Below are 14,102 nucleotides of genomic sequence, written 5' to 3'. Positions count from 1 at the left end.
AGAGTCTGTATGCAGGCTCTTTTTTGTCGTTTGCGTTACAAATTTTATTTTTTTCCAAATAAATTAATTCTGGTATTAGAACCTGGTACTAAGACGTGTTATACTACTTAAGGGAAGTTGCTCTTATCTTATGTATAAAGGGGAAGGTATGATTTGACTGATCAGCAACAATGGCTTGCGCCTGAATATTACAATATGACTTCGGAAATGGAACACCATGAGGCTGGTAAGACAGCACTCAAGTGGTTAAGTGAGACAGGAGAATACGAAGAAATCACATACGGAGAGCTGTTGAAAAAAGCAAACCAGCTGGCTGGAGGACTTGCAAGTCTGGGATTTAACAAAGGGGACAGAGTTCTGGTCGTAGTACCACGGCGTATTATTGCATATGTCATTTACCTGGCATGCTTGAAGCTGGGGCTTGCTGTCATTCCATCTTCAGAAATGCTGCGGGCCAAGGATATTGCATATCGGCTTCGCCATTCGGAAGCGCGCGCAGTCATTGCCTGGACCGACGTAACAAGTGAAGTAGACAAAATCAGCGATGATTTGCCTGCTTTGGATTATCGCATTGTAGTCCCTGGGGACCGCACAGTAGGTGCGCAAGGCTGGCTCGTGCTGGATGAGCTGATGGAGGGACAGGAAGATATTTTTGAAGCTGTGAAGACACACCGTGATGACATGGCCATTCTGGCCTATACTTCGGGCACCACAGGCAATCCTAAAGGTGTTGTACACAGCCATGGCTGGGGATATGCTCATCTGCGGATAACATCACCATGGTTGGATATTCAGGCTTCAGACATCGTATGGGCTACAGCCGCACCTGGCTGGCAAAAATGGATTTGGAGTCCGTTTTTATCGGTACTGGGAAATGGAGCGACCGGATTCGTATATAATGGTCCGTTTCGTCCGGGGCGCTATTTGCAGTTGCTGCAGCAATATGGAGTTCAAGTGTTGTGCTGTACACCGACGGAATATCGGATTATGGCAAAAACGGCTGGTTTGGATCAATATGATCTATCCCGATTGCGAAGTGCTGTTTCTGCGGGAGAACCGCTCAATCAGGAGGTTATTAACAAGTTTCAGGAGCAATTCAACATTACGATTCGCGACGGCTACGGTCAAACAGAAAGTACATTAATTATTGGTAATCTAAGAGACGTACCTCTGCGCACAGGTTCGATGGGCAAATCCATTGCACCGGGACTTGTTGAGGTCGTAGACGAGGATGGTATTCCGCTGGCTCCAGGGCAAGTGGGCGATATTGCAGTGCGTGCTGATCTGCCGGCATTGTTTCATACGTACTATCATGATCCAGAGCGCAAATTAGCGAGTGTACATGGAGATTATTTTGTAACGGGCGACCGGGCTCGAAAGGATGAGGATGGATATTTCTGGTTTGAAGGACGCGGTGATGATATCATTATCAGTTCTGGCTATACCATTGGTCCTTTTGAAGTAGAAGAAGCGTTGATGAAGCATGATTCTGTGCAGGAATGTGCAGCGGTAGCCAGCCCGGATGAAGTCCGTGGACATGTCGTAAAAGCCTACATTGTGCTCAAAGCCGGAGTAGAAGGGTCACCAGAGTTAGTGAAGGAACTGCAGCATCATGTGAAAAAGTGGACGGCACCTTACAAATATCCACGAAAAATAGAGTTTATTCAAGAGCTTCCTAAAACCAGCTCAGGCAAAATACGAAGAGTGGAGCTGCGTGAACTGGAGAAACAGTCCTCACTGTAGTGATGAAATCATTCAACATAACCAAACGGGAACAGGAGCGTGGAAAAATGAGTACATTTGAATCATTGTTGGAGCAATATGCAGAACTGGTCGTTAGAGTAGGAGTCAACATTCAGCCCGGACAGGCGTTGTTGGTAACTGCACCACTGGAAACTGTTGAATTCACACGCCTGATTGTCAGCAAAGCCTATGAAGCAGGCGCTAAATATGTACAGGTAGAGTTTGAGGACGATTCCATTACACGCAGTCGTTTTGAGCATGGTGACGAAGCCAGCTTTGATTACTACCCTGCTTGGAAGGCAGAAATGATGGAGAAATTCGCCGAAGAGGGTGGAGCCACATTAACGATTAAAGTGCCGAACCCGGATTTATATCAAGGTATTGATCCGCAAAAAGTTTCTCGTGCGACAAAAGCGGCAGCTACGGCGAGAGAAGGCTTTTCCAAATATACCCGCAATCACAAAATTAGCTGGTGTTTGATTAAAGCTCCGACGAAAGCCTGGGCCGATAAAGTGTTTGCGGATGTAGCAGAAGAAGACCGCATTCGTGTTATGTGGGATACGATTTTCCAAATGAATCGTGTAGACGGCTCTGATCCCATTCAGAATTGGCAAAATCATTTGAAAAATCTTGAGCAGGTACAAGATAAGCTGAACCATAAAAAATATAAAAGCCTGCACTATCGTGCGCCCGGAACAGATTTGAGAATTGAGTTGGCTGACGGACATATTTGGCGCAGTGGTGGTGGTGAAAACGGGCGCGGAGATTATTTTGTCGCGAATATGCCGACAGAAGAAGTATTCACGATGCCTAAGCGTACTGGTGTCAATGGTCACATTACAAGTACCATGCCGCTTAATTTAAATGGGCAGCTGGTAGATCGCATTACATTTACCTTTAAGGACGGTAAAGTCACCGAATATACAGCAGAATCCGGTGAGCAGCATCTCACTCATTTGCTCGCTACAGATGAAGGAGCCAGCTACCTGGGGGAAGTTGCCTTGGTGCCGCATGATTCACCGATTTCTAATCTCAACCGCATCTTTTATAATACAGGTATCGACGAAAATGCTTCCTGCCACCTGGCTTTAGGCAGTGCGTATCCATTTAACATCGAAAATGGGACACAAATGAACCGGGAGGAACTACTCCAGAACGGTGCCAATGTCAGCCTGACTCATGTTGACTTCATGATCGGCTCGGCTGAGCTGGATATTGATGGCGAACTGCAAGACGGAAGCAAAGAGGCTGTGTTCCGCAAAGGAAATTGGGCCATTTAGACCTTTTTTCAACCTCAATTCAATCAACCCGCAAACGATCTGATTCGTTTGCGGTTTTTTTTAGCCTAATTTTCATATCTTTACTTGTTTTGTGAAATGTAAAGTGCTAGGATAAGTTCAAACGATAATTTAAACAACGTTTTAAATATAGTTTGATTTTTTGTTTGTTTTGCTTAAGTGGCCCGTTTCATTTGTCCGTTAGGATTAAACTAAATAGGAGGAGGAAAAACATGAGTCACCCAGACAAAAAACAACAGACCAAAGAAAAAATTCTACAGTCTACGCTGGAATTTATTCAAAGGGAAGGCTTCGAGGCGGTTACAATCAGAAAAATTGCTGACCTGTCTGGTACTAATATTTCTCTAGTTAATTATTATTTTGGCTCCAAGGAAAATTTGCTCAGTGAAGCTATTGAAGTGATCCTAAACAGCTTTCAGCACACATTTTCTGTTTTGGACAATACAGCGATGCCCCCGCGAGATAGACTGAAACAATTTTTACTTAACTATTTACAGGTCATTCGCCAATATCCAGAACTTCTGTCACGAATTATTGTGATGGGCAGCACACCCTTTACATCTCAACACGAATATGGAAGATTTTTAAACATGATGGGGTTTCCAAAGGTGCAGAACATGATCAAGGAGCTGACAGGTGAGCAACAGCCGGAGCGGTTGTTAGCCATGATGCTGCAAATATTCGGAGCTATTTTTCTGCCTGCACTGATGAGTCCGATTCTTGAGTCTGGAGCAGTTGTGGAAATGCCCACAATAGAGGAACAATTAAACCTGCTATTTGAAAGATATTTTGATTAAAAATAATATCTTAGAGGTGAGTGCTATGGATTTTTTGAGAAAATATTGGCAAGATGCAGGGGGCATTATCGGGGTGTCTGTATGTATTGTTTTACTTATGAATCCAGCCATCTTCTCGGATCTATCAGGAATACTGTGGTTAAGCTTTGTGGCTATTTTGTTTCACCAATTTGAAGAATACCGCTGGCCTGGATATTTTGCGGGTTTATTTAACAATATATTGTTTAAAAGTGAAGCCCCAGATCATTATCCCTTAAATACTCAATCAGCGATGATCATCAATGTGGCCATTGCCTATGTATTTTATCTGCTCCCCGTATGGTTCCCCCACATAATCTGGCTTGGACTCTCACCAGTTTTTATGGGATTCTTTCAGGTCGTCTGGCACGGTATTGTTGTCAATCTCAAAGCAAAAACGATATATAACCCTGGTTTGTGTACGGCACTTCTCCTGCATGTCCCTATAGGAATCTGGTATATTCATGAAATCGTAAAGAGAGACATCCCAACGGCAATAGACTGGATTGCAGGCACAATCTACTTTATTTTTGCTGTATACATCTTCATTATCAAAGGGAATATATGGTTGAAGAAGAGTGACTCCCCTTACGCCTTTTCTAAACAACAGCTAGGAATTTATGATCGCAGGTAGGATATGTTAGAAATTCACAAATGTGCTTGTTTACAAGTTGGATACAAGTAGAGGTATTCTCGAAACGAGGTTCGGTTACACTTGGTTTGTACCCAAGAACAAGGAAAGAGTGATCTTATAATGAAACCTACACATCAATCTCGTAATCGTAAAAAGTTAGCTTGCAAGCTGGTCACCACCAGCGCTTTATTGGCTATAGGTTTTGCTGTAATGACAGGATGCGGCAATAGCGGAGAAGCAAACTCAACTGCTCCCTCTACAACGAAATCAGCCACACCATCTGCCAGTAATTCAACAGATCAGAATACAGACATCAATACAAATGAGCAAGATACCCACAATAACAAGACGAGTACAGATAGCAGTAAGCCTAGTACGGATGGAGGAAATTCCGAGAAGCCTGGAAAAGAGTCTGGTCAAGGCGCAACCTCGATACACAAGGAACCCGCTAGTAGTACAGCCTCACCTGACAGTAAACACAGCTCTGCAGCTGCTATATTGAGTGCAGCCAAGCAGGGAACGTTACCCAATCTGCCTAAAGGTCTTGGTTTGGGAACGAGCAGCGATCTTTTGTTTGAGCTTTGGGGGAAATCCGATTCTGGTTCTACAGGCCCTATGAGAAGTTACGCTAAATATCATACAGATCTCGTACTGGATGGAAATGATAAAGTTACAGAAATTACTTCTTCCGATTCAAAATATAAGAAGTTGCTTATCAAACAAGTTATTGACGAACTGGGCCAGCCCACAGAAACAGTTGACACCTCTAGAGACATATCTGGCACAGCAGAAGCTAATTATAAAATCGACAACACATCAGGTCTTAGTTATTATTTAGTATTTTCCTATCAAACTAAAACGCAAAAGGTCAGTTATGTTCGATTATATTTTAACTCGATGACGCCATAATTAGATTTAGATGTATAAAAAAGAGAGTCGTTTCCATTACGATCATGGAGGCGACTTTTTCGGTTCATTGCATTTTTAGAGGATGACATTTATAATGTTAAGTGATTGATTAATCACTAATCAGAAAATTTGTGATAAACAAAAGGATGAGAAAATATGGCTAAAGCAACATCAACATCAATAAATCGCCAAAAGGAAATCATATCTGCTGCTATTGAAGTCTTTGCGGAGATGGGCTACTATCGAGCTACAACGGCCAAAGTTGCGGAACGGGCTAATATTTCTCAGCCCTATGTTTTTCGCTTTTTCGCTACTAAAGAAGCCTTGCTTATTGAAGCCCTAAAGGTATCATTTGCACGTATCATAGACTCTTTTCACCGGGTCATTCAATCCGCTTCTTCGGAACAGTTAGAGCAAGAACTGATTGCAGCCTATTCGCAGATTATGACGGAATATCGAAATGAAATACTTTTGCAAATGCAGGCACAGACAATCCGTGAGGATGTGGTTGTAACCGTGATGCAGCAGGGGTTACGTGAGATCCATACGACAGTTTATGACGCTTTCCGCCAGGCTGGTATTGAACAAGCCTTGGAAAGAACAATGCTTTTTCTCGCCAGAGGAATGCTATGTAATATTTCAATGTCGCTGGATCTGCCAGAACTGATGAAAACAGACGATTAATTGGTATGTATGCAGTAGAGTCGCGCTTTTGCGCGGCTTTTTTGTGTGCTTTTAATTGTACAAGACATGAATTGTTAGTTTGAATGAAAATGACTAGCTAAGTTGACAAGAGAAGTGGGCCTCGCTATTCTTATACCTATAGGGGTATATGTATTTAAAATTAAAATTATACTAAGCCCCACAAAAAAAGGCGGAGGTACCACTATGTCATTAACTAGTCATATCGAAGCAGATCAGATTCTTGATTGCAAAGGGCTTGCTTGTCCTATGCCAATTGTAAAAACAAAAAAAGCTATGGATGAGCTTCTTGCCGGGCAGATTATGGAGGTTCAAGTGACTGACAAAGGTTCGTTAGCAGATTTTCAGAGCTGGGCCCAAGGCACCGGACATCAGTATTTGGGCACTTTTCAAGAAGGAGTTGTCATGCGACATTATCTACGCAAAGCAAATCCGACTGATGTGAAGGAGGAGCAAGCATTTCCTTCCACGATAAGTCATAAAGAGCTGCAAGCAAAATGGTCTGCAAAGGAGAACTTCATTTTGCTGGATGTTCGTGAACCCGCCGAATTTGCTCTTCAACACATCCCAGGATCTAAGCACATTCCCCTCGGAGAACTGGAGAACAGACTCGCTGAGCTAAATCTGGAAGATGAAATCGCAGTGATCTGCCAAGCTGGAGCACGCAGTGAAAGGGCTTGCCGGTTATTGGCAGACAAAGGCGCTAAAAACGTCAAATCTGTGCTTTCAGGCATGTCCGGCTGGGCAGGAGAAATGATGGGGTACGATTCTATATGAGTACAGCCAAAACAACGATTATTTTATTCAGCGGTGAGCTGGATAAAGCGATTGCTGCATTCATTATTGCGAATGGAGCGGCAGCATATGATCATGAAGTAACTATTTTCTTTACATTTTGGGGACTAAATATATTGCGTAAGGATGAGCTCATGCGCACCCATAAGGGAATGCTCGAAAAAGCCTTTGGCTGGATCATGCCTCGTGGACCGAAAAAGTTAGCACTCTCCAAAATGAATTTCGTCGGACTGGGACCACAGATGATCAAGCATGTCATGAAAAAGCATAATGCGCTCTCTCTTCCAGAGCTTATAGAGTTAGCACAAGAGCAGGGGATCAAGCTCGTCGCTTGCACCATGACCATGGATTTGTTAGGACTTCAACAAGAAGAGCTAATAGATAGTGTGGAATATGCTGGAGTAGCTGCCTACTTGGGAGATGCATCGCAAGGACAGGTGAATCTATTTATTTAGGGTATCCTATTTACTTTTTTGGTTTATAATATACCTATACATGTATATGGTAAGTCAAAAAAGGAGTGCATTGCTTATGGATTACAATTACAGTGATGAACTGAAAACGCGCTTGAGAAGGATTGAGGGCCAGGTACGTGGAGTACTTCGTTTAATGGATGAGGGCAAGTCGTGCAAGGATGTAGTCAGCCAGCTATCAGCTGTACGCAATGCATCAGATAAAGCAATCGCCCAGATTGTAGCAGAAAATCTGCAGCGTTGCATATTGGAAGAGCAGGAAGCTGGAGGAGATACGGATAAGCTGGTTAAAGAAGCAATTCAGCTGCTGGTGAAAAGTAGATAATCGTATAATGTAGTTGAAAATAATATCTTGCGCAATTAATGATGTTGACAAATAAGATCCGTTGTAAATATAATATTTACAACGGAAGGTGATATTAATGCAAATTAGTAGCCGATTTTCAATTGCAGTTCATATGCTGTCCCTTATACATGTACGTGCTGATTATCTGACTTCTGAGCAAATTGCCGATAGCGTGAATACAAACCCAGTGATTATACGGCAAATTACCCGACTACTTAAAAAATCTGGATTAATGGATGTGCGCAGGGGGACTGGTGGTTCGTTTCTATTAAAAGACCCGGCGGCAATCTCTCTATATGATGTGTATAAAGCAGTAGAGGTAGTAGAGGATGATCAACTGTTTAATACCCATACCAATCCCAATCCGAATTGTTGGGTTGGAGCCAATATCAATCAGGTACTAGAACTTATTTTAATGAAGGCTCAAAATGCCATGGAAAGTATATTGAGAAATATTTCAATACAAGAAATTATAGAACTTATTATCCAAAAAAATAATGCTTCTTAAATTAGGAAGCATTATTTTTTTGAAGGTTGATGTAATAATTATTATTACATCAATACTCTAAATGTTATTTTTTTGAATTCGTTGTAAGTAACTTTATTACATTAATTCTGTTATAACTTTTTAGAAAATAAATGCTAAAGAATATGACAGGAGGTGAGGAAAATGTAATTTTAAAATGATGAAACTAATACTATGTCTTGTCTCTAAAAAAGTATTTTAATGGGAGGATTTGAACAGTGATGATGAACAGAACAGTTGAAGAAGAAATCCAGGAGCTGCAGTGGGAAGAGGATGTGAACTCTTACATACAATTGATTCCAAACATAGAGTTCTCTAATGTGGAGTGTAATTCCTTAAAATTAAATCTGTTAGTATACCGAGACCCTATGGACGCGTTATTCAACAGAGTGGGGAATCAGGAGAAATACCCCTTGATTATTTATTTACAAGGTTGTGGGTGGGGGTGGTCCCAACAGAATACCTTTGCTTTTGTGCCACAGCTGTCCGAATTTGCCAAAATGGGATATGTTGTTGCAAGTGTGGAGTATAGAACCAGCGACAACGCTATATTTCCGGCTCAAATTCAAGATGTAAAAGCTGCTATACGCTTCCTGAAGGCTAATGCGTCTTTATATAATATCGATCCGGAAAGAGTAGGCGTATGGGGAGATTCATCTGGTGCTCATCTAGCATTGCTGGCGGGGTTAACAGAAGGAAATGAGGAGTTAGCAGGAGACAGAGAATACCCGGATGAGTCGAGTACTATTCAAGCAGTTGTAGATTGGTTTGGTCCAACGGATTTACTGACTATGAGTCAGTATCCATCCATTTTTGATCACGATTCACCACATTCTCCAGAGTCCAAGCTAGTGGGAGGAGCTATTCAGGAGAATAAAGAGAAAGCAAGAATAGCTAGTCCTATGCAATATATTCGCCCAGAAGCACCACCAACTTTAATTATGCATGGAGACCGGGATGACGTGGTTCCCTTTGAACAAAGCATGGAGTTTTACAAAGCACTTAAGCAAGCGGGTAATGATGTCATGCTGTACAAAATTAAGGGAGCTGGACATATCGCCTTTACCCAGCCACATATATTAGACCTGGTTAAGAAGTTTTTTGATCAACATCTGAAAGACTAATTTTATAATACCGTGATTAAAAAAGTTCGCTGCCTCTAGTTGGTGGCGGGCTTTTTTTCTGACAACTTTAGGAATGAAATAAGCCTTTGTTTATACAGAAGTAGACAGGTGTAAATAACCCATAAAATATAACTTTTTTGGGAGGGCATAGATATGGAATTTTTTGCAACTATTGGCGTCAAATTGATCATCAGCTTTTTTGGCTTGTGGATCATTACTTTTATTACAGGTCGGAAAACACTCAGTCAGTTAACACCGCTCGATTTTCTGACATCATTGGTATTGAGCGAAATTGTGGGGAATACGTTATATGACGATGAGGTGACCATTTGGCAACTTTTATTTGCTTTAGCACTATGGTGCGCGCTGGCCTACTTTTTCGAAAAAGCGACGACCCATTTTGTGAAATTTGGATATATGGCAGAAGGTCGAACAGTGCTGCTCGTGGATAAAGGGCAGGTTAATCAAGAATTGCTGGAGAAATATGATATAGAATTTACACAGTTACTCTCCATGCTACGCCAGCAAAATATTTTTTCTCTGCGTGAGGTCTTGTACGCTACGTTAGAGACGAACGGCTCATTGTCAGTCATGCGCAAACCCGAATATGAGCCACCCGCTGCTCAGGATATGGGAATAGACGCACAGCCTGATCTTTTTTCTGTTACTGTCATTGATAAGGGAAGGTTGCTAAATGAATCTATGCGCGGGAAAACAATTGATGTAGAGCTGATAAAAGCGAAGGCGCGAGAGCAGGGATATGACAGCATCAATGAGATTGCCTATGCAGAGCTTAGCGAGGATGGAACGCTCCATGTAGTGCCGATGAAAGAGAATAAAAATCAAAAAAGTGGTGGATCTATTTAAATGAATGATCATCTCTTCATGAAGAGGACTGTTTATTTGTCTTTTTTCTTTTTTTAATAACAATAAAGATAAATAGTAACAAAGGTAGGAAAATTTGAAAAATAGGAAACCAGGAATTAAGAACAAATTTTCGACCGATTACCATGTGATGAATATAGTTAGGCGACAAAAAAGAAAGACCATAAATAAGTGCTGCAAGGGGAAGAATCCATTTTTTAAATCCGACTCCGGTTATTTTTTCAAGTCCTATCACAGCACCATTAAAAAATAAAGACATTTTGATGATCAAGCCAAGAAAAAGAAGCAAGGTGAAAAGGGCATCCATTCGTTCGAACAGATCTGCTAATTCAATCAACTGAACGGCTTCCAAAAGAGGAAGTGTGCTATTGGCGGCGATCTTGGGTCCGAGAACAAAAATTTCCAATTGATTAACAAATGTTAGAGCAAGTGCGGTCATTATATAGGCAAAAAAAACGGGTTTTGTGAGATTCCGGCCTTTATATGCAAGCGGATAAAATACAAGAAATAACACAGTTTGTCCGAATGGAAAAGAAATAAGCTCAGGAATAGCGGCCTTAAATATAGGTGTCCATCCTTCCTCTAAAACCGGAAGGGAATTTTCGAGATGAAAGAGACCGGTTGCCGGAATTAATATACTAATTAGAGCGTAGCCAAGAACAAAAAAAGGGAAAAGAAATAAGCAAAGCAAGAACAATGCTTTGTAGCCATAACGAACCGTGTTGGATACAACCACGATTGTGATCAGGATGATGATCCACAAGGGGGTTTGGCGGAGCAGAGTCATTACGGTCACCTCGCCTAAATCGCGTATGTTCCGAGAAGCTTCATATGTAAAATACATCACAAAAAGTAAATTGATGAGTGTACCCACATATTTCCCTGTGTAACGGCGAAACAACATGAACAAATCTAATTCAGGATCTTGATGGTGAATAGCAAGATGGAGCATTAGCAGAAGAAGTCCTGCTAATGCACCTATCAACATGACTAACCAAGCATCTTGCTTTGCTTCAGCCCCCATTAAAAACAAAGTTGTACTTCCAACTTCAAATAAAGACATACAAATGATTAGCTCGGATACTCGGATTGTATTTTGACGCATTGCTTCATTTCACCTCTCCCTGTTTATTTCATTTCAACAGTTCGTTAAAAGATTTTTCGAATAATCCTGGACGTGCAAGCTTCATTTTTACATCTATTTTTATATCCATGTTTGCGAACTCTTCAGGCCATGTCTCTTTTATTTTTTTCCAGTCTTTTGGGTACTTGTGATGAATTTTATTTCCAACACCAATAAGGTCGATATTCTTTTGCTGTAAGGCTTTCCAGCCTTCCTGAATTTGCAGTTTGATCGTTTCTGCTGCTTGCATCTGCAATTGACCTATGCTTTGCATATCTTTCATTTCTCTTTGCGAAGAGGCTGACAGAAGATCCCCGGTAGCTTTAACGTCAACGTTGAGGTAATAATGATTTAAATTCTTGATTGGCGTAACCTTAACCTTGGCTTTCCGGATGAGAAAAGCGGACGTAACATTCCCATCCACATAGTTTACAGTAGTGTTTTTAATCTGGTTGTTTAACCATGAAACCCCTATACTTTCCTTTTCATTTAGGAAGCCGACTCTCTTGTCTTTCTGAAAAATGCTTAAGCCCGATAACTTGAGTTTATTTTTGGCGGAGGTTTCCTTGAAAACATCAACAGAGTCTAGTTTCTCCGGCTCGGAACCCTCAAGAGATATTTCTGGAACTCCGGCTGCACTATCGGAGCTAATTTTCGAAATAAATTCATACATGGATATTGCAGGGTAAATTGATCCTAATTTGCTATCTCTTTCTATAATCTTTTCTAAAGCTTGACCAGGAATTTTCTCTGGTGGTACAAGCTTTTTTAAAAAATTACGAGCCTCTCCGTTGGCAATGAATATTTTTACAGTTTCTCGTGAATCAAGGTTGCGGAGGTAAATATCAATAATCTCTTCAATGCCTTGTTCAGCTGCTTTTTTTCCAATAACGAGTATATTATTTTGGGCAAAATATAGTTTGCGTGGGTATTCCAGGCTACTCTTCGTAACGGTCTCTCTCAATGTTTTTCCATGTGTAGAAAAGGTATGTACAGCGCTTTGCGATGCCCCGGAGGAAGTACCACCTGAGCCAGTCGTCATGGCTGATGGAATGATGATTTGATAAGTATTGATCCAGTCGCCCTTATGTCCATCAATTCCAGTTGCTGTTGTGATGGCTAATTCGTTCAATTCTGTTCGATCTACGCACCCTGTAAGTAATAACCCTGCAATAAACAGAACATAACTAACTCTTAATTGCCGCACCATTGATCTCTCCTATTTTTGGGTATCAGGCTTATGACCACCTTCAGTATCATCCGAACTAGCAGGGTATTGGTGAGCTGCCTGTCTTGTCTGGTTATGGCCTGATTTTTCGCTAGGTCTGGTTTTCATAGCCCACCACGGAACTCTGATGATAAGGTCCTTCATATTAGATTTAAAGGTGGGGCTGTAGGGCACAAAATAATCAACTCCGAATGATTTGAGAGATACAAGATGAACAAGAAGAGGGATAATTCCGATCAGAATACCGAATAATCCCAGAGCCCCTGCCAGTAGCATAAGTGCAAAACGCAACAACCTGACTGCTGAAGCCATACCAAAATACGGGATGACAAAGTTCGATATAGCAGTGAAGGCAACAACGATCACCATTGCACCTGAGACCAGTCCAGCTTGCACCGCCGCCTGTCCGATAACCAGAGCTCCTACGATGGAAACGGCTGGTCCGATGACCCGTGGCATTCGCACACCTGCTTCACGAATCACTTCAAACATTAATTCCATCATTAATGCTTCCAATAATGCAGGAAAAGGAGTTCCTTCCCGTTGAGCCATCAGCGTAATTAACAGCGTGGTAGGGATCATTTCCTGTTGGAAAGTCGTCAAGGCTATAAATAGAGAGGGAAGCAACAATGAGACTAGAAAAGATACTACACGAAGAGCCCTTAAAAAAGTTGAAATGTCATATCTCTGGTAGTAGTCTTCCGCCGTTTGAAAGAAATTAAAGAAGGTTACAGGTGCAATCAGAGCGAATGGCGTCCCATCAACCAGGACAGCTACTTGTCCGTCTAAAAGGCTACCTGCGACTGTATCCGGACGCTCTGAGTTTAGCATGGTGGGAAAGAGACTAAGTGGTTCATCCTGTATAAATTCTTCGATGTAGCCACTTTCAAGTATGCTGTCTGTATCAATGGATTGAAGCCGTTTTGTAATTTCCTGTATGACTTCTGGATTAGCGACATTTTCAATGTAAGCTAACATGACTTTGGTTTGTGTATATCGCCCAATAACATGACTTTCAAATTTAAGGTCAGGTGTCCGCAATTTTCTTCTGATCAGTGTAATGTTGGTTGAGATATCCTCGGTAAATCCTTCTTTAGGACCCCGTACTACGGTCTGAGTACTGGGCTCCTGAATAGCCCGTCTTACTCCGCCTGCGATGGAAACTACCAATGCATAGTTGTTTCCGTCGATGACAATGACAGCATTCCCGGAGAGGATGGCTTGATATACTTCATTTTGCGAATGTATCATTTGAATATTTCCAGACGGAATTGTGTTTTTTAACAAAGAAGCTGCAGTATTTTCCTTAAACATAAAAGTATCTGCGGAGCCCATCTCTGTAATCAAGCTCTCCATTAAATCGGAAAGCAAGTTTTGGTCAATCAGTCCTTCAATATAACAAACGGCGAGATGGCCAGCATTTTCAGGACTTTCGGAAAAATCACGAATGACAAAATCGGGACCTTGCCCAAGTTTTAATTTAAGTAAAGATAGAGTATGG

General features: G+C 41.6%; 15 protein-coding genes (1 of these 15 running past the window's edge). 12 read left to right on the top strand and 3 right to left on the bottom strand.

Annotated features, from left to right (window positions below; all coding sequences use genetic code 11):
• Positions 1 to 153 precede the first annotated feature (153 nt).
• From C0638_RS21145 to C0638_RS21090, 12 genes are all read left to right on the top strand, one after another.
• Positions 154 to 1,743 carry an acetate--CoA ligase gene (locus C0638_RS21145; RefSeq protein ID WP_058712076.1) on the top strand — a complete coding sequence of 530 codons (1,590 nt, stop codon included), beginning with the start codon at positions 154 to 156 and terminating at the stop codon, positions 1,741 to 1,743.
• A gap of 47 nt (positions 1,744 to 1,790) precedes the next feature.
• Positions 1,791 to 3,023 carry an aminopeptidase gene (locus C0638_RS21140; RefSeq protein ID WP_058712084.1) on the top strand — a complete coding sequence of 411 codons (1,233 nt, stop codon included), beginning with the start codon at positions 1,791 to 1,793 and terminating at the stop codon, positions 3,021 to 3,023.
• Positions 3,024 to 3,253: 230 nt separating this feature from the next.
• A complete protein-coding gene (locus tag C0638_RS21135; RefSeq protein ID WP_058712075.1) occupies positions 3,254 to 3,838 on the top strand; it encodes a TetR/AcrR family transcriptional regulator in 585 nt (194 codons plus the stop codon).
• A gap of 25 nt (positions 3,839 to 3,863) precedes the next feature.
• Positions 3,864 to 4,490 carry an HXXEE domain-containing protein gene (locus C0638_RS21130; RefSeq protein ID WP_058712074.1) on the top strand — a complete coding sequence of 209 codons (627 nt, stop codon included), beginning with the start codon at positions 3,864 to 3,866 and terminating at the stop codon, positions 4,488 to 4,490.
• 120 nt (positions 4,491 to 4,610) lie between these two features.
• Complete coding sequence (locus C0638_RS21125) at positions 4,611 to 5,399, top strand: DUF4309 domain-containing protein (RefSeq protein ID WP_058712073.1); 789 nt, start codon at positions 4,611 to 4,613, stop codon at positions 5,397 to 5,399.
• A 156-nt stretch (positions 5,400 to 5,555) separates the two neighbouring features.
• Entirely contained in the window at positions 5,556 to 6,083 is a 528-nt protein-coding gene (locus C0638_RS21120; protein ID WP_058712072.1) for a TetR/AcrR family transcriptional regulator, read from the top strand.
• Between the two features lie 204 nt (positions 6,084 to 6,287).
• Positions 6,288 to 6,878, top strand: coding sequence for a sulfurtransferase TusA family protein (locus C0638_RS21115; RefSeq protein ID WP_058712071.1), 591 nt, complete (start codon positions 6,288 to 6,290; stop codon positions 6,876 to 6,878).
• The gene (locus tag C0638_RS21110; protein WP_058712070.1) at positions 6,875 to 7,351 is read left to right on the top strand and encodes a DsrE/DsrF/DrsH-like family protein; all 477 of its coding nucleotides are present in this window, start codon (positions 6,875 to 6,877) and stop codon (positions 7,349 to 7,351) included. Before C0638_RS21115 ends, C0638_RS21110 begins: the two co-directional genes overlap by 4 nt.
• 76 nt (positions 7,352 to 7,427) lie before the next feature.
• On the top strand, positions 7,428 to 7,694 hold the full coding sequence (locus tag C0638_RS21105) for a metal-sensitive transcriptional regulator (protein WP_013310304.1): 267 nt from the start codon (positions 7,428 to 7,430) through the stop codon (positions 7,692 to 7,694).
• A 97-nt stretch (positions 7,695 to 7,791) separates the two neighbouring features.
• On the top strand, positions 7,792 to 8,223 hold the full coding sequence (locus tag C0638_RS21100) for an Rrf2 family transcriptional regulator (RefSeq protein WP_058712069.1): 432 nt from the start codon (positions 7,792 to 7,794) through the stop codon (positions 8,221 to 8,223).
• A gap of 239 nt (positions 8,224 to 8,462) precedes the next feature.
• A complete protein-coding gene (locus C0638_RS21095; RefSeq protein ID WP_233902242.1) occupies positions 8,463 to 9,365 on the top strand; it encodes an alpha/beta hydrolase in 903 nt (300 codons plus the stop codon).
• A 153-nt stretch (positions 9,366 to 9,518) separates the two neighbouring features.
• Positions 9,519 to 10,232, top strand: coding sequence for a YetF domain-containing protein (locus C0638_RS21090; protein ID WP_058712399.1), 714 nt, complete (start codon positions 9,519 to 9,521; stop codon positions 10,230 to 10,232).
• A 16-nt stretch (positions 10,233 to 10,248) separates the two neighbouring features.
• On the opposite strand, the gene C0638_RS21085 is transcribed toward C0638_RS21090, so the two are convergent.
• The 3 genes in view from C0638_RS21085 to C0638_RS21075 are tightly spaced (at most 28 nt apart) and all read right to left on the bottom strand, a layout consistent with a single transcriptional unit that may run on beyond the window.
• Positions 10,249 to 11,355, bottom strand: a complete 1,107-nt coding sequence (locus tag C0638_RS21085; RefSeq protein ID WP_102163764.1) for a GerAB/ArcD/ProY family transporter — start codon at positions 11,353 to 11,355, stop codon at positions 10,249 to 10,251.
• A 28-nt stretch (positions 11,356 to 11,383) separates the two neighbouring features.
• Positions 11,384 to 12,583: a Ger(x)C family spore germination protein gene (locus C0638_RS21080; protein ID WP_058712397.1), complete on the bottom strand. Its 1,200-nt coding sequence runs from the start codon at positions 12,581 to 12,583 to the stop codon at positions 11,384 to 11,386.
• 9 nt (positions 12,584 to 12,592) lie between these two features.
• Positions 12,593 to 14,102 carry the 3' portion of a spore germination protein gene (locus C0638_RS21075; protein ID WP_058712396.1) on the bottom strand. It continues 110 nt past the right edge of the window, so the window shows 1,510 of its 1,620 coding nt (coding positions 111-1,620); the start codon falls outside the window, past its right edge — the gene reads right to left on this strand; it ends in the stop codon at positions 12,593 to 12,595.

It is taken from the genome of Paenibacillus sp. lzh-N1 (assembly GCF_002872435.1).
Classification (GTDB): domain Bacteria; phylum Bacillota; class Bacilli; order Paenibacillales; family Paenibacillaceae; genus Paenibacillus; species Paenibacillus polymyxa_C.
Note: the sequence above shows the minus strand (reverse complement) of the source record. Positions and strands in the feature narration are given on the sequence as shown.